The organism is Candidatus Competibacteraceae bacterium (assembly GCA_016699715.1).
Taxonomy (GTDB): Bacteria; Pseudomonadota; Gammaproteobacteria; order Competibacterales; family Competibacteraceae; genus Competibacter.
Window position 1 is genome coordinate 1,768,745 of the sequence record CP065007.1, and the last position, 22,875, is coordinate 1,791,619.

18 protein-coding genes are annotated in these 22,875 nt (G+C 57.8%); 6 read left to right on the forward strand and 12 right to left on the reverse strand.

All coding sequences use genetic code 11. The annotated features are described in order from the left end of the window. Position 1: 1 nt before the first annotated feature. Positions 2 to 2,140, reverse strand: a complete 2,139-nt coding sequence (locus tag IPM89_07910; protein ID QQS55688.1) for an acetate--CoA ligase family protein — start codon at positions 2,138 to 2,140, stop codon at positions 2 to 4. Positions 2,141 to 2,142: 2 nt separating this feature from the next. Next, complete coding sequence (locus tag IPM89_07915) at positions 2,143 to 2,937, reverse strand: enoyl-CoA hydratase/isomerase family protein (protein ID QQS55689.1); 795 nt, start codon at positions 2,935 to 2,937, stop codon at positions 2,143 to 2,145. A 300-nt stretch (positions 2,938 to 3,237) separates the two neighbouring features. On the opposite strand from IPM89_07915, the gene IPM89_07920 reads away from it, so the two are divergent. Next, a complete protein-coding gene (locus IPM89_07920; GenBank protein ID QQS55839.1) occupies positions 3,238 to 4,497 on the forward strand; it encodes a diaminopimelate decarboxylase in 1,260 nt (419 codons plus the stop codon). Between the two features lie 48 nt (positions 4,498 to 4,545). Here the strand turns inward: IPM89_07920 and IPM89_07925 are convergent, their stop codons facing one another. The 7 genes from IPM89_07925 to IPM89_07955 all read right to left on the reverse strand — a co-directional run bounded on the left by IPM89_07925 (position 4,546) and on the right by IPM89_07955 (position 15,656). Next, positions 4,546 to 5,544, reverse strand: a complete 999-nt coding sequence (locus tag IPM89_07925; GenBank protein ID QQS55690.1) for a hypothetical protein — start codon at positions 5,542 to 5,544, stop codon at positions 4,546 to 4,548. 95 nt (positions 5,545 to 5,639) lie between these two features. Continuing rightward, positions 5,640 to 7,097, reverse strand: a complete 1,458-nt coding sequence (locus tag IPM89_07930) for a biotin carboxylase (GenBank protein ID QQS55691.1) — start codon at positions 7,095 to 7,097, stop codon at positions 5,640 to 5,642. 90 nt (positions 7,098 to 7,187) lie between these two features. Next, on the reverse strand, positions 7,188 to 10,073 hold the full coding sequence (locus tag IPM89_07935) for an aminotransferase class I/II-fold pyridoxal phosphate-dependent enzyme (protein ID QQS55692.1): 2,886 nt from the start codon (positions 10,071 to 10,073) through the stop codon (positions 7,188 to 7,190). A gap of 381 nt (positions 10,074 to 10,454) precedes the next feature. Next, the gene (locus IPM89_07940) at positions 10,455 to 10,883 is read right to left on the reverse strand and encodes a universal stress protein (GenBank protein QQS55693.1); all 429 of its coding nucleotides are present in this window, start codon (positions 10,881 to 10,883) and stop codon (positions 10,455 to 10,457) included. Between the two features lie 11 nt (positions 10,884 to 10,894). After that, positions 10,895 to 13,492 (reverse strand): TRAP transporter permease, encoded by a 2,598-nt coding sequence (locus IPM89_07945; protein QQS55694.1) that lies wholly within the window; start codon positions 13,490 to 13,492, stop codon positions 10,895 to 10,897. A gap of 113 nt (positions 13,493 to 13,605) precedes the next feature. Then, positions 13,606 to 14,610 (reverse strand): TAXI family TRAP transporter solute-binding subunit, encoded by a 1,005-nt coding sequence (locus tag IPM89_07950; protein QQS55695.1) that lies wholly within the window; start codon positions 14,608 to 14,610, stop codon positions 13,606 to 13,608. Between the two features lie 77 nt (positions 14,611 to 14,687). Then, positions 14,688 to 15,656, reverse strand: coding sequence for a TAXI family TRAP transporter solute-binding subunit (locus tag IPM89_07955; protein ID QQS55696.1), 969 nt, complete (start codon positions 15,654 to 15,656; stop codon positions 14,688 to 14,690). 612 nt (positions 15,657 to 16,268) lie between these two features. On the opposite strand from IPM89_07955, the gene nifB reads away from it, so the two are divergent. The 5 genes from nifB to IPM89_07980 all read left to right on the forward strand — a co-directional run bounded on the left by nifB (position 16,269) and on the right by IPM89_07980 (position 19,601). Further along, complete coding sequence (gene nifB, locus IPM89_07960) at positions 16,269 to 17,696, forward strand: nitrogenase cofactor biosynthesis protein NifB (protein QQS55697.1); 1,428 nt, start codon at positions 16,269 to 16,271, stop codon at positions 17,694 to 17,696. 48 nt (positions 17,697 to 17,744) lie between these two features. Next, positions 17,745 to 18,032 carry a (2Fe-2S)-binding protein gene (locus IPM89_07965; protein QQS55698.1) on the forward strand — a complete coding sequence of 96 codons (288 nt, stop codon included), beginning with the start codon at positions 17,745 to 17,747 and terminating at the stop codon, positions 18,030 to 18,032. A 28-nt stretch (positions 18,033 to 18,060) separates the two neighbouring features. Beyond that, positions 18,061 to 18,408, forward strand: coding sequence for a (2Fe-2S)-binding protein (locus tag IPM89_07970; protein ID QQS55699.1), 348 nt, complete (start codon positions 18,061 to 18,063; stop codon positions 18,406 to 18,408). 12 nt (positions 18,409 to 18,420) lie between these two features. Then, on the forward strand, positions 18,421 to 19,023 hold the full coding sequence (locus IPM89_07975; GenBank protein ID QQS55700.1) for a nitrogen fixation protein NifQ: 603 nt from the start codon (positions 18,421 to 18,423) through the stop codon (positions 19,021 to 19,023). 83 nt (positions 19,024 to 19,106) lie between these two features. Next, the gene (locus IPM89_07980) at positions 19,107 to 19,601 is read left to right on the forward strand and encodes a universal stress protein (protein ID QQS55701.1); all 495 of its coding nucleotides are present in this window, start codon (positions 19,107 to 19,109) and stop codon (positions 19,599 to 19,601) included. 57 nt (positions 19,602 to 19,658) lie between these two features. Here IPM89_07980 and IPM89_07985 read toward each other — a convergent pair whose 3' ends face one another. From IPM89_07985 to dctP, 3 genes are all read right to left on the reverse strand, one after another. Then, a complete protein-coding gene (locus IPM89_07985; protein QQS55702.1) occupies positions 19,659 to 21,002 on the reverse strand; it encodes a TRAP transporter large permease subunit in 1,344 nt (447 codons plus the stop codon). 2 nt (positions 21,003 to 21,004) lie between these two features. Next, complete coding sequence (locus IPM89_07990) at positions 21,005 to 21,517, reverse strand: TRAP transporter small permease subunit (protein ID QQS55703.1); 513 nt, start codon at positions 21,515 to 21,517, stop codon at positions 21,005 to 21,007. A gap of 143 nt (positions 21,518 to 21,660) precedes the next feature. After that, the gene (gene dctP, locus IPM89_07995) at positions 21,661 to 22,815 is read right to left on the reverse strand and encodes a TRAP transporter substrate-binding protein DctP (protein QQS55704.1); all 1,155 of its coding nucleotides are present in this window, start codon (positions 22,813 to 22,815) and stop codon (positions 21,661 to 21,663) included. Positions 22,816 to 22,875: the final 60 nt, after the last annotated feature.

Consider the following 22,875-nt stretch of genomic DNA (forward strand, 5'->3'; position numbering starts at 1 on the left):
TTCAGTCAATCCGATCAAGAATCATGCGGGCATCAACCACCGCGTAGCCATCGGGATAGGCCATCAGCGGGTTGAGGTCGATTTCCGCGATTTCGGGATGCGCCTCGACGATGCCGGCCACCTTGAGGATCAATTCCACCAGCGCCGCCTTGTCAATTCCCACCGCGCCGCGTGCGCCTTCCAGAATCTTGCGGGCCTTGATCTGATTCACCATGGATTCGGCGTCCTGCCGGCTCAGCGGGATCGAACGAAAGGCGATATCCTCCAGGATTTCCACGAAGATGCCACCCAGGCCGAACATCATGACCGGGCCGAAAATCGGGTCGCGGCTGACGCCGATGATGACCTCCACGCCTTTAGCGGCCATCGGGGTGAGCAGGACGCCGGCGATGTCCGCATCGGCCTGGTAGGCGCGGCACGAGGCCATGATCTCCGCATGGGCGGCGCGCAATGCGTCGCGTCCTTGCAGGTTCAGCTTGACCCCGCCCGCATCCGACTTGTGCAGGATGTCCCTGGACACCACCTTCATGGCCAGCGGCCGGTCGAGCCACGCGGAGTCCAGCACGTCCAGATCGGCCGCTTTGGCGATCAAACGTTGTTCCGGCACATCGATGCCATAGGCGGCGAGCAGATCCTTGGCTTCGGGTTCGAGCAGGTCCCGGCCCGCCTGACGCGCGACCGCGATCATCCGCCGCATCGACTCGTCCGGCCGCACGGGTTCCGCGTGAATGGCGCTGGCGTCGCGCCGGGCAAACTCGCCGCGCTCGCTCAAGGCGGCCAGCACTTCCACCGCGTGCTCGATGGAGTCGTACACCGGCACGCCGGACCCGCGCAACACCTCCAACGGTTCGGGCTTCAACGGCGCGTAGAGGCTGTAAACGATCAGGGGCTTGTCGCTCTTTTGCTTGAGCGCGGCGATTTCCCTGGCCGCGTCGAGTTCCTGACCGGCCAACTCCTGGGCGAAACGAATGCCGTAGCCACCGAACATCCCCACCACGAAAACCTGATCGACCGTGCGGTCCTGACAGAGAATCTCGGCGCAGGTCGCCAGCAAACCGGGATTGGCGTCGGTGCTGCCGGCCACGTCGATCGGGTTGGCTAGCGACGCCTGGGGAAACAGCACGGCGCGCAATCGCTCGCGGGTTGCCGGTTCCAGTTCGGCCAAGCACAAGCCGGCTTCCGAGAGGCGATCGGACGCGATGGTGGCTTGTCCGCCACCGTCGGCCAGGATGGCGACACGCCGACCGGCCGCCTGTTGCAACAGCCCCAACCCTTCGGCGACCGGCAAAATCTCGTCGGACTTGCCGACCACGTTGACGCCGGCCTGCCGGAGCAGATCGACGGTCATGGCGTAGCTGCCCGCCAACGCCCCCGTGTGCGAACTGGCCGCTTTCTGGCCAGCCGCCGTGCTGCCCGACTTGTAGACCACCACCGGCTTTTTCCGGGCGGTTTCCCGCGCGACCCGCAAAAACTCGCGGCCGTTCTTGAAGCCTTCCACATACAAGGTGGCAACCTGCGTGTTCGCCTCCTCGCCCAGATAGCGCAGGTAGTCGGCGAAGCCGATGTCGGTCTGGTTGCCCGGTCCGACATAGGTGCTGAAGCCGATGTGGCCGTTATGCTGAGCTTCCAGCGCCAGCGCCAGCAGCATGTTGCCCGACTGCGAGATGATGCCCACGTTGCCCGGCTTGACCGCATCCAGCGCCAGCAGATTGACCTTTTTATGCAGGTTGAACAGGCCGGAGGTGTTCGGGCCGATGAGGCGCACACCGCCGCGTCGCGCCGCTTCCAGGGTTTCCCGTTCCAGTTGGACACCGGCTTCCCCGGCTTCGCCGAAGCCGCTGGCCAGGATCACCGCGCCCTTGACGCCATTCCGGCCACTCAGTTCGAGAATGCCGGGCAGGGTCTTGGCGGGCGTGCAGATCAGCGCCAAATCCACCGGTTCCGGCACCTGTTCAATGGAGGGATAGGCTCTCAGGCCCATGATCTCCTCCAGCTTGGGATGGATCGGGTAGATCCGGCCGGCATAGCCATCATTGAGGAGGCCCACCAGCGCTTTATAGCCACGCTTGGTCGGGTCCAGGGAAGCACCGATGATGGCAATCGAGTCGGGCGCGAGGAATTGATGGAGTGGACTGTTCATGCTCAATACCCCTTGAACCGGGGCGCGCGCTTTTCGGCGAAGGCGTTGACCCCTTCCCGCCAATCTTCGGTCACCGTACAGCTAAACACGCCGTCCAGCTCCAGTTGCAACTGGATGGCAAAGTCACGGCCGGCGGCTTCGTTGAGCAGTTTTTTCCCGACCGTCATGGACACCGGCGCCTTGCCCGCCAGTTCCTGGGCGAACCGCCGGGCGCGGTCCAGCAGTTCCACATCGGGACAAACTTGAGTGGCCAGACCGATGCGCTGTGCTTCGGTCCCATCGATGCGCGCGCCCAGGAACAGCAGCTCGCGTGCTTTGCCGAGGCCGACCAGGCGCGGCAGAATCTGGGTGACGCCTCCGCCCACGCTGGTCCCGATGCTGACTTCGGGAAAGCCGATTTGCGCGCTCTCGGCCATCAGCACGAAATCGCAGGACACGGCCATTTCCGCCCCGGCGCCCAAGGCATAACCGTTGACGGTCGCCACCACCGGCTTGCTCAGCCGGAAGATTTTCTCGCACACGTCGTTGCCGAGTTGCAGGTACTGGCGCCGCTGATGGGCGGTACGTTGCCCTGCCCCGTGCTCCTTCAAATCGGCGCCGACGCAGAATGCTCGGCCCACGCCAGTGAGGATGACGGCCCGAATCGCCGGGTCGCGCTCGGCTAACGATAGCGCCATCAGCAACTCGGTGTAGAACTGCTCGACGACCGCGTTGAGGCGGTGCGGGCGGTTGAAGTGAATTTCAACAACTTGCTGTTCTGAATGATAAATTAGGGTTTCGAAGTTTGGCGTATTCATTACGGGGGGACCATGGATAGTTATGAAAGTCTCATAATTATAAAAAAAGTACATTTGTATTTTTTTGAAGTATACACAAACCGGCTCTCGTGTAAATACGTTTGTAATAATATTTTATTAAAAAGTACATATATGTTTTTAACGCAGCTCAAACTATCTGTATCCTGGGGTCCGACCCCTCTCTGCCAGAGTAAAATCAATCACTAAATCAGAACCCATGGTTTGCCCGGATAGTCTCAGCAGAAACCCGAAAAGGAACCCGCCGTGAACGACGACATATCTCCCCGTCAGGAAACCGTGATGCAGGCAGCCGTCGCACGCGGGCTGCTCGGTGAAGAACACCTGCTGGCGGCCTTTATCGACATGGACGGTACCCAAAAGACCGTGGCCAGTCTGCGGGCGGCTTTTGACGATCATTTCACCCACGCCTTCGCGGCCAAGGCCAATTGCCTGCATCGGGTGCTCGCACTGCTGCGCGCGTGCGGAATGGGGTGCGAGGTCGCCAGCCCCGGCGAATTCGCTCAAGCTCGCCGGGCCGGATTTCTACCCCACGAGATCGTGCTCGACTCCCCAGCCAAGACGCTTGGGGAAATCGAACAGGCGCTGCGGCTGGGCATCGCGCTGAACATCGACAACTTCCAGGAACTGGAACGGGTGACGGCGTTGATGGCCACCTTGTCGTCGAATTCCGAGATCGGCGTCCGCATCAACCCGCAGGTCGGGGTCGGCGCCATCGCCGCCACCAGCACCGCCACCCGAACCTCGAAATTCGGCATCCCGCTGGAAGACGAGGGACAGCGAGCCCGGCTGATTCAAGCCTATATCGAGCGGCCGTGGCTGACTGGCGTGCATACCCACGTCGGCTCGCAAGGCTGCTCGCTCGAACTCATCGCCAGCGGCGTCGCCAAAGTAGTGGCTTTCGCGGAGGAGATCAATGCCGCCGTGGGGCGCCGGCAGGTGCGGGTTCTCGATATTGGCGGGGGCTTGCCGGTCAACTTCGCCAGCGACGAGTTCACGCCGAGTTACGCCGAATACGCCGCGCTCCTGCGCGCTCGCGCGCCGGCCCTGTTTTCGGGAGCTTATCGGGTCATTACCGAGTTCGGACGGTCGATCATGGCCAAAAACGGCTTCATCGCCGCCCGCGTGGAGTACACCAAAACCAGCGGCGACCGGCACATCGCCATCACCCACGCCGGGGCACAGGTCGCGGCGCGCACGGTGTTCATGCCGGAGATGTGGGCTATCCGCCTAAGCGCCTTCGACGCCCAAGGCCGGTTCAAGCGAGGTAAAAAAATCCCTCAGGACGTGGCCGGTCCGTGCTGCTTCGCCGGCGACATCCTCGCCCACGAACGCCCGCTACCGCTGCTCGAACCGGGGGATTTCATCCTGGCCCACGATACCGGCGCCTATTATTTTTCCACGCCCTTCCAGTACAACAGCCTCCCCGACGCCGCCGTTTACGGCTTCCACATCGGCGAAGACAACGCCGTGCGTTTTGAACTGCTCAGGGCGGAAGAATCCATCGATCATGTCGTGGAAACATCGGGCCGGCTCCAATAAAAACCGCCCGCACCCCCCGGCGCGGGGAACCGGTTTTCACAGCACCGCTTAATGCAGCATTTCAGTCGGTTCAAGGGCATGGGGAAAGCGCACGACTCGCCGGCCTTCTTCAAAAGCGTGAAAAGACTGTCGCCAGGCGCCGTTGGGCCAAAGAAACTCGACTTCTCCGCTCAATGGCCGGTACACCGCCGTGTACAGCGTACCGAACCCGCGAGCGTAGGCATTCGAATACACCGGTGAGTGCAGAAAAGCCTGAATCAGCTTATCGGGATTTTCACTGCTTTGACGAAGGCGAAACTTCAAAAAGCGTTCCCGTTCGAGAGTCGCCGTGGCCTGGGCGTGCTGATGCCACTCCACCTCCTGCTGGTGGTTGGTGGTGATGGGAACCGGCTTAACGACCGCCGGCCGGTCGGGGGCGATAAACACCGTCATGAAGGCCCCGCTGCGATCCAATACCGTAATGTTATACGCCATGTGGGTCGGCGCCCGTTTCAGCACCTCTACCGCCTCCCGCGTGGTGGTGCAAAATTCCAGGATATAGCGCAACAGCAGTGGCACGCCAAACCCCTCGCCCACGATCCGCCGTCCTCCGAAGGTCAGTGAAACCGCCAAACCGTCTTCGTTCAAGCCATCCAATACCCCCCACAGACAGTCGCTGACGGCGATCACCTGGCGGTGATTCCACGCCGTTTTCAGGATCACCGCCTCGAACAGTTGCGGGCTGTAATCGTAGTTGCGAACCAGCAGGGGAACCGCTCCCGGCCAGACCGCCTGGGAGCAACCGCTTAGATAGGGCGGCGGACAATACAGCGACAGGAAGCGGGCGGCCAAATCGCCGCCGCCGGCCAGTTCCACCAGACGTTCGTAGGTTGCCATCAGTTCCGGCATATGCGCTTTCAAGCTACGAATCGAGCTTAGATAAAATGGTCGGGCTTTATTCCCTTCGCTCAAGAACCAGCGTTGGTAGGATGGCCAGTGCCTTTGGAAAAGATCTTGCCACTTGGGTCCCGGCCAACCCTCCTCGATGGCTTCGAAAACGCGCTCCATGGGCGGATTCCTCTATTTGCGAAAACCCTATCCCTGTTTTGCCGAGCCGCCATCGCTTGGCAAGTGGAATGGCAACCACGACCCACCACACGGTATCAGAGAATCTTGAAAGCACCCGCGGCGGGCGCCGTATCGACCTGCGCCGTTTCCAGCGGATGGGCTTGATATTGATCGAGAATACCCTTGATCCAGGCATGAGTCCGATCATTCAGGACAAAATCGTCGGTCATCGATCGGCCGCGCAAAATCAGAATCCCCAGATCGGCGCCCTCATAGCGGAAGTTGCCTGGACCGGTAATCCGCAGGAAAAACGCCTCACTCTCGCTGGCCACCGCCCGCCGGTGATAATCGAAGCGGCTGTAGGCAATCGAACCATCGTCGTTCATTTTCCAGATCCCGCTGGCGGGGGCCTGAGTGACCACATCCACGCTATCTTCAGTGTGTTTGATCACCAATTGGCACCAACTGTCGATGTAATCGGGATCGGACCAGCGCGAGTTGAGATCATCCACATCGAACACAAAATCCACACCCGCGAATTCCAACAGATGAAACAGGAACAACGGAGCGTCGGCATGGGCGAAAGCCGCATGGTTGGTCATCGAACTGGCGCCCGTAACCCGTGGGTTGAGTTCGCCCAGATAGAGATCACCGCTGTCCAGGTCGATCAGATAGTCCAGATCGAAGTAACCCCGATAGCCCTCCTTGCGTAACTGCTCGCCGAACTTGAAGGTATAATCGCGCGCCTGGTCGCGAATTTGCTGGGTGAAGGCGCCTGGAAAAATTTCGTTACCGCACCAACCCCCTTTGTAGGGCGTCAGTTCCCGCGCCCCCACGACTTCGGTCAGCAAGGGTCCAACGATGGTGCCCTTGCGGGTGGTGCAGGCTTCCAGGGTCGAACCCCGGCAATTGAGGCGTTTCATGATCTTGACTTCAGGATCACAGACGATCTCGCCGGCGTACTTGTTCCAGTCTTCCTCACTGGAAATGAAAAAAGTGGTGTGGCCGGAATCGCCGAACGCCGTCTGAATCACCCAATCGTTACCCAAATGGTGTTCCTTGGCCAGCGCGCACAAGTGCGGGTAACTCTCCACCTTGGACAGCGCATTGGGCGCGCTGGGTACGCCCGCCATGTTGCCGATGCGTACCGTTTCCATCTTGTTGTCGCAGCGGCTACGCAGATTGGCCGGCGGAAACCAGATCTCGATGCCGAGTTCCTGGCACAGGGCTTCGGTCTTTTCGTCGAACATTAAAAATACCGCTACCGGATTGTCTCCATGACTCCTGATATAGTCGATCACCTCCTTGTGTTCCAGTAGATAATTATTGATATCTTCGATGCTTTCGAACTCCGGGTGAGGAATCTCGCTCGGCACGAAGACATTCGGGTGCTGGCCATCGTAACAATCGATATAGCAGATGTATTTGAACCCTTTGACCCACTCATCAATGCCGAGTAGATTGAAGTTGGTGGCGCTGATGAAAAATATCGGTCGTTCGTTGCGGTGAAAATAGCGCCGAATGTCGGAAATGCCTTGCAAGGTTTTCTTCATGCCGGTTGTCTCCAAGGTGGATTTATTCCAAAATTTTTGCAATCTTACCCAAAACCAATCGATTAATTTTTCACATTTTTTCAAGGCACCTTATTCCTCGGAAGCGGCGATTTCCATGCCGGCACGAATAACGGCCTCTTTTTCAACTTTTTTGGCGCTATCAATTCGATCCACGACCGCCGGGTCCATTTTCAAGGCGGCTTCGGTAAAGACCCGGAAACCCAATTCCGGTCGATAGCCATGAATCTCACGGGTATCAAGCGCCTGCATGAATGCCAGAGTGCCTTCGCTGATGACTTGCCCCGGCACCAATACGGGAAATCCCGGTGGATAAGGAATGACGAACATGGCGGAAACCACTTCCCGTCCCGCGGCGCTTTGCTTGCGCACTGCTGGCAGCTTGAGATACTCGCACAAACTGTCCTTGTAAGACATGAAGAACGCTTTGCGCAGATCCCCTTCGCGGGTCGGTATTTCCGGGTGAGCGCGGAAGAAGGGATGAAAATAGCTGAAATCGGGCAAGGGAGGATTATCTTCGGTCAGGGATTTGACCTTTTGCTGATGCAGACGCCTTTCTATCGGGCTCATTTCCTCCAGGGTTTCATCCAACTCCTGAGCGATCTTGACCAGCACTTCGATGAGATAAGCGACGGAACTGCGGGTGGTACCGATATTGGTCATGAACAAGACTGTGTTGCGGGTGGTCTTGTTGATCTGGATGCCGTATTTGTCCATCAAATAGTCATGTTTGAAATGATCACCATCGATACCTGTCAAACCGATATTCAGATTTAAATGGCTGGGATCGAGTGCAAATTCATCCTGCCGCCAAGCAGTTTCCATGCGCGACCAGCCTTTCTCCGCGCTATAATAAAGATCGATTCCGGAAGGGCGATACTGGGCCGGTATCAAATCCTGAATAGCCAGGAAAGCAAAATATTTCTGGAGCAAGGGATGGCTGCCCACCGTTTCCCGCAGGGCCATGGCCAGATCCGTTTGCTTCTGCACCAGTTCGAAACCTTCCAATTCGACCTGGCGCCGTCCGATATCCAGGGAGGCCAAAATCTGGTAATTCGGCGAGGTGGAAGTATGAGTCATGTACGCCTCATGAAAGGCATCCTCCACCCGATGTTTGAAGTCCTGATCATGCACATGAATCATCGATCCCTGACGCAGCGAAGTCAGTCGTTTGTGGGTCGATTGCGTGACGTAGACGCGCACCCTGACTCGGTCGGGATCGGGTAGCAGCCGGGTCTCCAGCCAATTCCGGTCATCGTTCGGGTCCTGTTGGTCGAATGTTTCCCTGAAAACCCGATAGCGTTCCCGATACTTCGGGTCACGGTACCGCTCGCGCAGGCGCGCCGCCGTGGCCATCCCGGTGCGCCGCCGATAGGTCGGATGAAAGTAGGCGAAGGCAAACCAGGCTTCGTCCCACAGGAAGATCAGGTTCGGCTTGATGGCCAGACACTCCTCCATGACCCGCTCGACATCGTAGATGAGCCCGTCGAAGGTGCAGTTGGTGAGCGTGATCATTTTCACTCGATCCAACAGGCCGGCGCGGCGATAGGCCAGCAAGGTTTCCTTGATGTGCCGCAGAGGCACGGCCCCGTACATGGTGTACGCTTCCAGCGGATAGGCATCCAGATAAGCGACTTGGGCACCAGCCAAAACGACGCCGTAATGGTGCGATTTGTGACAGTTACGATCCACCAGCACGATGTCGCCCGGTTCGACCAGGGCTTGCACCACGATCTTGTTGCCGGTCGAAGTGCCGTTGGTCACGAAGAAGGTCTGGCGCGCCCCAAACGCGCGGGCGGCCAACTCCTGGGCCTTTTTGATCGGGCCGGTCGGATCGAGCAGGGAATCCAGCCCGCCCGAGGTGGCCGAGGTTTCCGCCATGAAGACATTGGGTCCATAAAACTGGAGCATATCCTGAATCCAATTGGATTTGATGATGGATTTGCCTCGGGAAATGGGCAGGGCGTGAAACACACCGGTCGGTTGTTTGCTGTATTCCCTGAGCGCGGTGAAAAACGGCGTATTGTAGCGAGCGCCAATCCCACGCAAAATGCTAAGGTCGAGTTCCATGTAGTCTTCTTCGCGATAGAAGACACGCCTGAAGTTACGGCAAAGCTTGCCGGCCATACTCTCGACCGCCGCATCGGTCACCAGGTACAAATCGATTTCAGGGCGAATTTCGGCGATCTTGGCGCCAAGTACCGGACCATAGTCACTTTCCGACAGATTCTCATTCTCCTCACCTTCATGATCTTCCAGAAGTTGGCGGAGTATCTCCAGCTGGTGTTTGGACTTGAATGGAAAGCCGTAGCGAATGACACAAGCCTGAATATTAAAATTGAACAGGACCGCAATGATGGCATCTTCGAAACTCGGAACCACTACGATTTCATAGACGAATTTATCTTCGATTCTGCGCATCTTGCGCAATCCTATCCTGAGTGCTTCCTCTTCACGGGGCGAAATATTATCCACGACCAAGACTTCGAAATAGGGTCGATTAAGATAATGCTGACCCTCTCGTTCCTGGTAAGCGTCTGAAAAATCTTCTGAATCATCCCCTACATCACTGTTACCGTCACTACTGGGCAGGGAAACCGGCTTGTGGCGATAGGATAAACTGGTCAGTGTCCGATTGACACGGGCGCATACTTTGCTCAGCCGGTCGTACTCAGCTCCATCGAACAGCTCGTAAAGATATTGAAAATCCTGCCGGCTTGGAAATGCCCAATAGCTGTCAATGGGTTCCAACAACGTTAAGCCATCACCAACCTTTTGTCTCAGCCTTTCATGATCCCTTCCCTCGACCACCGCATCCGCAAGACGCTTGGCGTCATTCTTGAGGCGTTTCCAGCTATCCGTTCGCAACTGCATGATATTGCGGCAAGCATTTAGTGAAATACCTGCTTTTTTACTTGCTTTAGCTTGCGCCTTTTCTGATTTTGCCTTAATTGCCATGATTGTTTCCTTTGGTGGAATTTTCGTTATTAAGCGACTTGATAACTCGCTATCTTCGCAACCATTACAAATCGAAGCTGGGCTTGCTCGCCCAAGCGGGTGCGCAAGTGCACGCAATCCACCAGCGGCACCGACTTCAGAGGGAAAAGAATAGCGACATCCTGGATAAAGCAAAAAGCCAGGCTCGACAACTGGCCATGAATCCACTGACAACGAAAAAGTGGAAGCACTTATCCAGTTCCCCCTTCCCCGCCAAGCAGGAAAGAGCGAAGCGAAAAGCCAGCGTGGAGCGAGGGGTCAGTCTTTGCGACTGTCCCCTCGCCACTCGCTTTTTGCTTGCGGGAAAGACGATATCCGTGAAGAAATTATGTGTAACCCGTTTCAGTTTCTAACGACCAGCACGGATTTATTGAAATGCCGGACCACCCGCTCCGCGTTTGGGCCGACTAAAAAATCCCCCAATTCCGGACGATGCGAAGCCATGATGATGAGATCGGCGCCGATCTCATTGGCCATCCGGATGATTTCCTTATACACGACGCCCTCGGCGACAATGTGCTGCACATGGACCTCGGAGGGCACATGCTCCTTGATAAACACGTGCAGGCGCTTGTTGGCGTCCCCCACCATTTTGTTGCCGAAATTCTCGGGAAAATAGCTACCGACCAGCGGCATGCTGAAATCGGGCACCACGGTAACAACATGCAGGCGCGCATTGAACGCCTTGCAATATTCAATCACGCACGGTAGTACATTGACCCAAGAACTATTTTGATTCAAGTCGATGGGAAACAGGATGTCTTTATACATGGAGTTCTCCTTTAAGCGGCGGCTGGCGCCGTTTCGCGACCAAGGCGCGCCCGTTGCAGTTTGACGATCAGCGCCAACACCAGGAACGCGGGAATCCACAGCCATTCCTTTCGAGGCTGATCCAAGGGCAACAACACCCCGTGGATGCTTTGATCGAAAGCCAAACCCGCTTTCTGGGCGACGCTGCCGAAAGCGACGTTATCGACCAGGAGCTTGCCGTCTTCCTCAAGCACTTCAAGACCGGTGTTCATCAAGCGCTCCTCGCCAGTGGCGCCGTCGCCCATCGGTAGCACGGCCACAAAACTGCGCGGCTTGCCGACATCATCGGTGCCATCGATATGCAATCGGATCTCCGTGCCTGGCACCAGCTTATCGGCCTCCGCCATTAACTGCGCGGGCGCCAGTTCCTCGTAGGGCGGGGAGATCATGTCCATCCAGAAACCGGGACGGAACAGGGTAAAGGCGATCAGCATCAGTAGAATGGATTCATAGAACCGGCTCCGAGCAAAGAAATAACCCTGCATGGCGGCGGCGAACAACAGCATGGCAATGGTGGCCACGACAAAAATGATGATGCCGTGCACCCAGTCCACGTTGATCAACAACAAGTCGGTGTTATAGATGAACAAAAATGGCAAGATCGCGGTACGCAGGCTGTAGATGAAAGCCACGACGCCGGTTCTGATCGGGTCGCCACCGGAAATCGCGGCGGCGGCAAAGGAGGCCAGGCCCACCGGCGGCGTCACATCGGCCATGATGCCGAAGAAAAAGACGAACAAATGGACGGCGATCAGCGGAACGATCAAGCCCGACTGTTCGCCCAGGGTGACGATGACCGGCGCCAGCAGCGACGACACCACGATGTAGTTGGCCGTGGTGGGCAATCCCATGCCCAGAATCAGGCTAAGCACCGCCGTCAGGATCAACATCAGCAGGATGTTGCCGAGTGACAGAATTTCCACCAGATCGGCCAGCACCAGACCGACACCGGTCTGGGAAACGGCGCCGACGATGATGCCGGCCGTCGCCGTGGCGATGCCGATACCGATCATGTTGCGGGCGCCGGCGATCAGGCCATCGACCAGATCGTTGTAACCACGGTGGATGGCGGCGCCGATTTGGCCCTCGCCGCGAAACAGCGCAAACAGCGGTCGTTGGGTGAGCAGGATAAAGATCATCAGCACCGAGGCCCAGAAGGCGGACAAACCCGGCGACAGCCGCTCCACCATCAAACACCAGACCAGCACGATGACCGGCAGGATAAAGTGCAGGCCGGACATCACCGTCGGTTTGGTCTCGGGCAGTTGGACCACCGGCGCGTTGGGATCGTCCAACTCCAACACGGGATACCGTGAGCCGACCCAAACCAGCGCCACATAGACCACCACCAGCAGCAGCGAAATCGCCCAGGTGGAGGCATCGCCCAAGGCCGGCTTCAGCCAGCCGATGCCGTAATAAACCGCCATGGCAAGGATGGCGGTAGCGATAAATCCGAACAAGGTACCGATGATGCGCTGTAGCCAGGGTTTGACTACGCCGCGTTTCGGCAAGCCCTGCATGTTGGCCTTCAAGGCTTCCAGATGAACGATATAAACCAGGGCGATGTAGGAAATGATGGCCGGGACGAAGGCATGTTTGATGACTTCGAGATAGGAGATCCCGACATATTCCACCATCAGGAAGGCGGCCGCGCCCATCACCGGTGGCATGATCTGGCCGTTGACCGAGGAAGCCACTTCGACCGCGCCGGCCTTCTCCGCCGAAAAACCGACCCGCTTCATCATGGGAATGGTGAAGGTGCCGGTGGTCACCACATTGGCGATGGAGGAACCCGAGATCAGTCCGGTCAGGCCCGAGGCCACGACGGCGGCCTTGGCCGGACCGCCGCGCATATGCCCCAGCATGGAAAAAGCCACTTTAATGAAATAGTTGCCCGCCCCGGCCTTATCCAGCATCGCCCCGAACAGCACGAACAGGAACACGAAACTGGTGGAGACGCCGAGGGCGATGCCGAACACGCCTTCGGTGGTAATCCACTGGTGGTTGACCACCGCGTTCAGGCTGGCGCCCTTGTGCGCGATGATGCCCGGCATGTAGGGGCCGGCAAAGGTGTAGCCCAGAAACAGCATGGCCATCACCATCAGCGGTGGACCCAGCGCCCGCCGGGTCGCCTCCAGCAACAGGACCATGCCGATGCAAGCCACGATCACATCCTGGGTGTTGGGCGCGCCGGGTCGCTGCGACAGCTCGTTATAGAATAGAAACAGGTAGCTTGCGCAAAAGGCGCCCACCAGCGCCATGATCCAGTCTTGCAGGGGAATGTAATGGCGCGGCGAGCGCTTTAGCGCGGGGTAGCCCAAAAAGGCCAGGAAAACCGCGAATGCCAGATGAATGGAGCGGGTTTCGGTATCGTTGAACACGCCAAAACCGACCATGAAAGGTAAAGGCGACGCGATCCACAATTGAAACAAAGACCAGGCGGTGGCCACTCCGAGCAAAATCTTCTGGGGTATGCCTCCCGGCGACCGGGCGCCGGTATCCGCCTGGGCCACCAGATCCTGCAGTTCCTCTTCCGACACCACCGGTTTGCTATCAACTTGCTCGCTCATCAAAGCCCCCTTCACCCGGCGATACTCGCGCGGGTCGGTCATGGATCAACAGCCAGGAAACCAATACGCAAAAGCGCCTTGGTAAAAATAATGAGGAACTCGCCAGGCAGGGTTCACAACCAGCCTTTCTCCTGATAGTAGCGCAGCGCGCCTTCATGCAGCGGCGCCGAAAGGCCGTCCTTAATCATGTGGGCCGGCTCCAGGTTGGCAAAGGCCGGGTGCTGCTTCTTGAAATCGTCCAGATTTTCAAACACCGTTTTGACCAAAAGGTAGGCGGTGTCGGGGCTCAGCTTGGTCGAGGCAACGACCGTGGCCTTGACGCCGAAGGTGCTGACCGGTTGCGGGTTGCCCTTATAGACTCCGCCAGGCACCTGGGTACGGGCGTAATACGGGTTGTCGGCCAGCAGTCGCTCGACCGCCGGTCCCGTTACGGGCACGATGATGGCATCGCACAGCTCGACGGCTTGGGCCACGGACGCATTCGGGTGCCCCACGACGTAGACCATGGCCTGAACGCGATCATGGCAAAGCGCCAGGGACTGCTCGGAGGCCGACAGATCGTTGGCCAGGGAAAAGACCCTCTTGTCCCAGCCCTTGGCGTCCATGAGTACCTCCAGGGTGGCGCGCTGGCCGGAGCCGGGGTTCCCGATGTTGACTCGTTTGCCCTTAAGGTCATCGAAGGATTGGATGCCGGCGTCGCGGCGGGCTACTACCGTGAAGGGCTCGCCATGCACGGAAAACAAGGCCCGCAGGTCGGTGTCCGGTCCCGCCGGTTTGAATATCCCCGTACCGTTGGCGGCACGATACTGCCAGTCGGATTGCACGACACCGAGCTGCGACTTGCCAGATCGAATTTGTTGCAGATTGTAGATGGAACCATCCGTTGGCAGCGCCTTGCAAGCAACTCCGTGCTGGGTGGTTTCGACGTTCAACAACCGACAGATAGCCTGCCCGACCTGAAAGTACACGCCGGCGCGGCTGGCGGTCCCGATGGCGATCTCTTCGGCCTGGACCAGCCGTGCGGCACCCACTCCCAGGACCAGGGCCACCGAGGCGATGAAAATGCGGGTTAAGCGACTGACTTTCACAAGATAGCCCCCATGGTTGCATCGGTACATGTACCAAACACCTACTGCGTTAAGAGGGATCGGCTGAACGGACAACCTTCCCGGTCGCCCGTCCGCTGGTCGCGGGGTTACTTCAGCCAGCCTTTTTCCTTGTAGTACTTCACGGCACCGTCGTGCAAGGGCGCGGACAGACCATCCTTGATCATGTGGGCCGGATCCAGACTGGCAAAGGCCGGATGCAGCTTCTTGAAGCGATCGAAATTGTCGAATACGGCTTTGACGACCACATAGATCGTGTCATCGGGGGTCTTGGTGGACGACACGAAGGTCGCGGTCACACCAAAGGTCTTGACGTCTTTGTCGCTACCTGGATACATGCCGCCAGGAATGACGGAAACGGCATAGTAGGGATAGGTTTTCACCAGCTTGTCCACTTCCGGGCCAGTGACGGGCACCACAATCGCATCGCAAGAGGAAGCGGCTTCCTGGATGGAGCCGTTCGGATGGCCGACCACATAGACCATGGCGTCGATCTTGTTGTCGCACAACGCCTGGGCCTGCTCCGCCGCCTTCAGTTCGGACGCCAGTTGAAACACGCTGGTATCCCAACCCTTTTCCTGCATCAACGCATCCATGGTGGCGCGTTGACCGGAACCGGGGTTACCGATATTGACTCGCTTACCCTTGAGGTCGTCAAAGGTCTTGATGCCGGAGTCCTTGCGCGCCACCACGGTGAAGGATTCGGGATGCACCGCGAATACCGAGCGCAATTCCTTGAAAGGCCCCGCCGCTTCGAAATCGCCCTCGCCTTTCAGCGCCTTGTATTGCTGGTCGGACTGAGCCACGCCCATGTCCTGCTCTCCGGCCCGGATCGCATTCAGATTGGCGACCGAACCGCCGGTGGACGGCGCCGTGCATTTAATGCCGTGCTTGCTCTGTCCACGATTGACCAGCTTGCAGATGGATTGACCCACGACGTAGTAGACACCGGTCTGACCACCGGTACCGATAGTCACGTACTTCTCTTCAGCGGCATTTACATTACTCAAGCTCAGCAACAGGGTTGCGGATAAAGCCGCGGTTGCAAATCTTTTCATAATAACCTCTCTCTTTGGGTGGTGAAAGCGAACTTATCGCCCGGCTTGGCCCTACTGGATAGCAGGGTCGATTAAATTAATTATTCGAGAATGGGGAAAATCAAAAGCGACCGGAAAACCACCAAGTCTTCCAATCATGGACATAAATATATAGTAGAAGAGACCTTGCTTGTCTAATATTTTTATTATAATTTTTTGTTGTTTTTTGGAATAAAACAACGACTAAATCAGCGCACAAATCCACAAAATCACATAGACATGCTAACTTGAGTCATTCCGAGAACTGATAATTCAAACAATCCACCACACTCGCTCAGTCACGATTCCCACTCGATTGCACTGCATCCATTAAGCAAGAAAATCAGGTATGAATACCGATCCGAACTTAATCTTGGAGGTCACCTTTGTTCCATAGCCGACAATCGCCTTCTTCCTCCTGTGGCAAACGCCACAGACCGTCCGAACTCATGCAATAAAAGCCATTTTCAGCAATAAGTTATCAAATGCCATCAATCAGGCACGGCGGTTGCTAGGAAACTTGCGCCGCTCGCTTCCGGGCGGTGGCGGGTTGACGCCCGCTTTTCGACGATTTCGCCGCTTCGGGGGATACCCATGGAATCGAACAGCCGACCAACAGCCGCGGGCGATGCGCCGGCGCTCCATCCCTGCTATTCCCCGGCAGCGCACCGGCATTTCGCCCGTCTGCATCTGGCGGTCGCGCCGAAATGCAACATCCAGTGTAACTACTGCAACCGCAAATACCATTGCAGTAATGAATCGCGCCCCGGCGTAGTGGCGGAACTGCTGGAGCCGGATCAGGCCATTCGGAAAGCGCTGGCGGTGGGCGCGGCAATCCCCCATCTGGCGGTGGTCGGCGTGGCCGGACCCGGCGACCCGTTGGCCAACCCCGAACCGGTGTTCGCCACCTTGCGGGAACTGCGGGAACAAGCGCCCGATCTGCTGTTGTGCCTGTCCACCAACGGACTGGCGCTGCCGGAACACGCCGACACGCTGGCGGAGCATGGTATTCACCACGTGACCATTACGATCAATTGCGTCGATCCCGACATCGGCGCCCAGATCTATCCATGGATCGTTTGGCAGGGCCGCCGACTGCGTGGGCGCGAAGCGGCCGCCACCTTGATCGAGCAACAACTACGCGGTCTGGATCTACTCGTCGCGCGCGGCGTGCAAGTCAAGATCAATTCGGTGCTGATTCCAGGCATCAACGATACCCACATCCCGGAAGTCAACCGCATCGTCCGGGAAAAGGGCGCGGTCCTGCACAACATCATGCCGCTGATCGCTCGACCGGAGCACGGCACCCATTTCGGGCTCACCGGTCAGCGCGAGCCGACCACCGAAGAGTTGGAGACGACCCGCGCCGCCTGCAAGAGCGACGAAGGCATGATGAGCCACTGCCAACAATGTCGCGCCGATGCCACCGGTCAGTTGGGCGCGGATCGTAGTGGCGAATTCACCATGGACAAGGTCGAGGCGATGACGGTGGACCCGCAAGCGGCCATGGCCAAACGGGCCATGGTGCGGGCGGCCATCGTCCGCCGGCTGGAACAACCGCCGCAACCGTCGTCTCCACCGATCCGATCAACGGGGGTCATCCCGATACGCCCCCAGACTCTCGGAGAAACGCTGCGCATCGCGGTGGGCAGCCTGAATGGCCAAACGATCGACGCCCACTTCGGACACCTGCGAGAACTGCTGATTTACGAGGTCTCCGCCGTTGAAAGCCACCTGATCGAGCGTCGCGAGATTGCCCGTTACTGTCACGGCGCCACCACCTGCGGCGATTCGGAGGACGCCATGGCGGGCGCGATCCGCGCCTTGCACGATTGCGTGGCGATCCTGTGCTCGCGGGTCGGTTTCACGCCGTGGCGGGCACTGGAAGACGCGGGTATCCAACCCAACAGCGAACACGGCGGCGAAGGCATCGAAGATGCGCTTCTGGCCATCCATCGGGAATGGCGGACCAGCGGACGGCTAACCGCGCCGCCGCGCACGGCCCAACCCGCGAGCGCATGAGCAACCCATCAACCAACTACGACATCCTTTCTGGAGAGAGACACACACATGGCCAAGGCACAACTCAGTTTCGCCGATATTGGGGTCACGGTCACGGTACCGGCCGGCACGCGAATCATTGAGATTTCGGATAAATTAAATTCCGGCATCGTTTATGGCTGCCGCGAAGGCGATTGCGGCACCTGCCTGATGAAGGTGACGCAAGGCATGGAAAATCTGAGCGAACCTTCAGCATTGGAAGCCAAGATATTGAAGGAACACTTCGCCAGCCGGGACACCCGCGTGGCCTGCCAGGCCCAAGCCCTGGGTGGGGAAATTGTGGTGCGCCCTGCTTAAAAATTTTTACTTTCAAGAGATGACACTGATGCCATTAATCACTTTTTCAAACTCCGAGCATGACATCAAGACGGTTTATGCCGCGGCCGGCAGCCATACCGAAACGATCTTGAAAATCGCCAAGGACAATCAGATTCCGATTGCCTTCGATTGTCAGGATGGCGAATGCGGCACTTGCCTGGTGAAAGTGTCGAGTATCGATAAAAAGTCCCGGATGGGCGGTCCACCCACGGAGAAGGAAAGAAATCTGCTGAAGGAACTGGGCAAGCTAAGCGATGAGGATATCAGTCGTATCCTGGTGGACGACATCCCGCCACCCTGGCGGCTGGCCTGTCAGATGATCGTGCGGGACGAAGAAATCCTGGTCGAATATTGACGGTCACCGCTCATGGAATGGTCGTCGCGGCCGGCACCGCTTACCGATCCCGTCAACTCCGATCCCCGGCGGGAGCGGTATCGCATCCTGATGAGTCATCGGTGCGGCTTGCCCAACGACGACACCTTGGCGCGGATGCTGGCAACACAAGCCGTGGGCGGCGGAACGCTGCCCATGGGCCTGGGGCTGAAATCCGCCGACTTCGACGTCTTGCTGACCCGGCATTTCCCCGGCGCTTCCCGGCCAATCGTTCCACCACGCCCAGCGCCGCGCTGGGATTCTCGATTGGTGGAAGAACTGGGCGAACTGATCAACTTGCTGCAACGATATCGGGCGGGGCGGGATGAATCCGAACGCTGGCTCAGCGTGATCGTCGCCACCGGCTGCATGAGCAACGATCATCTTTGGGAGGATTTGGGCTTGTGGTCGCGGCGGGATTTAAGCGAATTGATGCAACGCAACTTCCCGACACTGGCGGCAAAAAACGACCACGACATGAAGTGGAAAAAATTCCTCTACAAGCAACTCTGCATTCAGGAAGGCGTTTATCTCTGCCGCGCTCCTTCCTGCGCCGTCTGTTGTGATTACGCTCATTGCTTTGGCCCCGAGGAGTGACGCCGGAGACCGCATTTACCGTTGTGTTATCCTAGCCTCCATTCGCTGCTCTTCACCTACTCCGCGTTTTTTGGAGCGCCGCCATGGATTACACGATTCGCACGATCCTCTATGCCACCGACCTGGGTCCTCATGGCGCGGAGGTTTTTAATCATGCCTTCTCGCTCGCCAAACAGTATGGCGCCAAAATTCATGTGATCCATGCGCTGGAACCGATGAGCGACTATGCGCAATCCCTGGTTGAAACCATGGTGCCACCCGCTACCCTGAAAACCCTGCATCAGGAAGGCTTCGAGCAGGTTAACCGGGAAATGCGCCGGCGACTGGAGAAGTTCTGCGCGGACCACCTGCATCCCGAAGCTCACACGGTGGTGGCCGACATGCGCGTCGCGGAAGGGCACCCGGCGCAGGTCATTCTGGACGAAGCCAAGCGGATCGGCGCGGATCTGATTGTGCTGGGCTCCCACGGCCAAACCGCCTTGAGTGAAATGTTCATGGGGTCGGTGGCCCACAAGGTGCTCATGAAAGCCCGCCGCCCAAAAATCCCGGTTTTTCTGGTTCCCATCGAATGCAAATAAGCGCCGGCGGGAGTTCGAGGCATTCGAATCTACCCCGGTTTATTATCCATGATTCGCTTATGGGCTACCGAAAAACAGGGATGGCAGCCAGGTAATCAAACGGGGGAAAACCACCATCAGAACCAATCCAACAACCTGGATCGCCACAAAGGGCATGATGCCCTTGTAGATATCGCCCATGGTGTAAGCGGGAGGCGCCACGCCCTTGAAATAGAACAGGGCATAACCGAAAGGCGGTGTCAGGAACGAAGTCTGTAAATTGACGCAGACCAGCATCGCGAACCATAGTGGATTGAAATCCAGATCCATGGCGATGGGAGTAAAAATCGGCACGGTGACCAGCAGGATCGCCGCCCAATCGATGAACATGCCCAGAAAAAACACCACGGCCATCATAATCGCCAGGACCACATAGGGACTGACATCCATTCCCAGCAGCAGATCAGCGACCACATCGCCGCCACCGATGCTGAGAAAGACCACGCTGAACAGTTTGCCACCGACAAACAACAGCATAATCATGCAGGTAATTCTCAGGGTAGACACACAAGATTGTGCGATGACTTCCCAAGAGAGCATGCGGTTGAGCAATGCCAAGACCAGTGCCCCAAGCCCTCCCATGGCAGCCGCTTCGGTGGGCGTGGCAACGCCAGCCAGGATGGTGCCCATCACCAGCAGGATCAAACTGAAGGGCGGCAGGAAACTTTTGAGGATCATGGTGGCCTTTTGTCCCGCTGTCAGTGTGTCCTCTTCGGCGGGGATCGGTGGACCCAGGCTGGGATTAATACCGCAGCGGATGGCGACGTAGGCCAAATACAGCCCGGACAGCACCAGTCCCGGCAGGATCGCGCCGGCGAACAGGTTCCCCACCGACGTTTCCTTTAAACCAGTCAAGCTCCCGTACACGACCAGCATGATGCTCGGCGGAATGAGAATACCAAGCGTACCCGAAGAGCAGATGATGCCGGCCGACATGCCCCGGTCGTAGCCTCGCCGCAACAGAGCCGGTCCCGCCATCAGGCCCATGGCCACCACGGAAGCGCCGATGATGCCAGTCGTGGCGGCGAACACGGTGCTGACCACGATCACCGCCAAGCCCAGTCCGCCACGCACCTTGCCCATCGATCGATAGAGCGCATCGAACAGCGCCTCGGAAACCTTGGAGCGGTCCATAATCTGCGCCATGAAAATGAACAGGGGAATGGCTACCAAGGTGTAATTCAGGAAGGTGCCCCAATTGTTGTTGACGAACAGATCCAGCAGTGCCGGCACGTTGAAACCATTGTCGATCAGGCCAAACAGCATGGCGACCGCGGCCAAGGTAATGGCCAGCGGATGTCCCAGGGGAATACAGAGAATCAGCGTAAGAAACATCAACAAGGTCAGCAACTCGGGGCTCATGGTTATTGTTCTCCGGAGAAAGCTGGCTGATTCAGGCCATGGAAATCCTGGATCAATTTGGCAATACCCTGCAGAAAGAGCAGCACGAAACCGATGGCCATCAGTGTCTTGAAGGGATAAAGCGGCGGCGCCCAGGAACTGGAAGCAACTTCCCATTGCATCCAGGCCGTGCTTGCATAGATCACCGACCAGATGGAGATCAGCCCCATCGTTGGAATAAAGATCAGCAAATTGACCACGATTCTGAGCAAAGTACGGGTTCGGGTGGCCAGTCGGGCTTCGAAGACATCGATGGCGACATGGCCGTTATGCTTATGGGTATAACCCAGACCCAGCACAAAATGGACACCATAGAGGAAGGTCGTCGCCTCAAATCCCCAGGTGGTGGGTGCGTTGAAGCCGTAACGCATGATGACTTCATAGCTAACGACAGCGAGTAAGGGCAGAACCAGAAAGGCGCTGTAATAGCCGGTGTTTTCATTCAAAGCGTCGATTGCCTGAGCGATTTTGCGCATACGCCATCCCTCCATACAATTTCAGCGGTTCCTAACGGGGAGACGCGGAGACAGCTTCCAGCCAGTTTAATAAGCCGGAAGTCTGCCTCACATCCTTCGGTGAAGTGAATGCTGCTAAAAGCTTTGGGTGAGGGATCGAACGATTATTGAGTACGCTTGCCGGCGATGTAATCGTCCAGCGGCCACGGCGTCACACCGCTGCGGATTTCACGCCATTCGGCGAAGTCCTTGCGGAATTTATCCTGGGAATCGAGGACCTTTTTCACGTCGGGATACTTGGCCTTGAGTGCATCCAGATACTCCTTGGTCCGCTTGGCGAAGCTGGTGATGGTCTCGTCGTCCATGCGCACGAACTCGACCTTGCCCTTGAAGCGCTCGATCGCCTCGATATTGAGATTTTCCTGCCAGGCGGTGGACCAGAGCTGGGTTTCCTTGGCGGCCGTATCGACGATCCATTTCAGGTCGGACGGCAGTTTGTCCCAGGCATCCTTGTTGATGAAGAACGCGCACTGGACCGAGGGCTGATGCACACCGGGTTCGATGACGTATTTGGTGATTTCGTCGAAGCCCATGGGGTAATTCATGGCCGGGGTGCTGAATTCGGCCGCGTCGATGACGCCGCGCTCCAGCGCCAGATAGACTTCGCCGCCCGGCAGGGGCGTCACGCTGGCGCCCAAGCTGTTCATGATATCCATGTACCAGCCCGGAGTACGCACCCGCAAGCCCTTGAAATCCGTCATCTTGGTGGCTTTCTTGTTGGAGAACAGGCCCATCTCCTGACCACCGTTGCCACCGGGCAGCGCGTACAGATTATATTGCCCGTACAGGTCCTGCATCATCTTCAGGCCGCCGCGCTCGTACAGCCAGATATTGTAGCCCTCGGTATCCAGGCCAAAAGGCACCGAAGCGAACGCCACGAACGCTTCGTTCTTCCCCTTCCAGTAGCCAGGCCAGTCGTGGCCGATTTGGGCCGAGCCCTTGCTGACGGCATCGAAACTTTCCATGGCGCCCACCAGCGCGCCGGCCGGGAACAGCTTGATTTCCAGTCGACCGCCGGAGGCGAGAGCGACGGTATCGGCGAAGTGCTGGGCCATGTCGTAAAACAGGAGGCCTTCGGTCCAGGGCATGACCATCTTCCACCTGAATTCTTCCTTGGACGGCTTGATGGTCCGTAATTCCTTCTTGACCTCTTCGTGCCGCCGATCGGCGCCGAACTTCTCGCGGGCCGCGAAAGCGGAGCTTGTCAGTATGAACGACAACACGGCCAGCCCGCTTAGCAAGGTTTTGAGTTTTATCATAAGGATGATCCTCCTTTGGGGGTTTCGAGCAAGATCGAACCGACGGCCGACCTTGTGTAA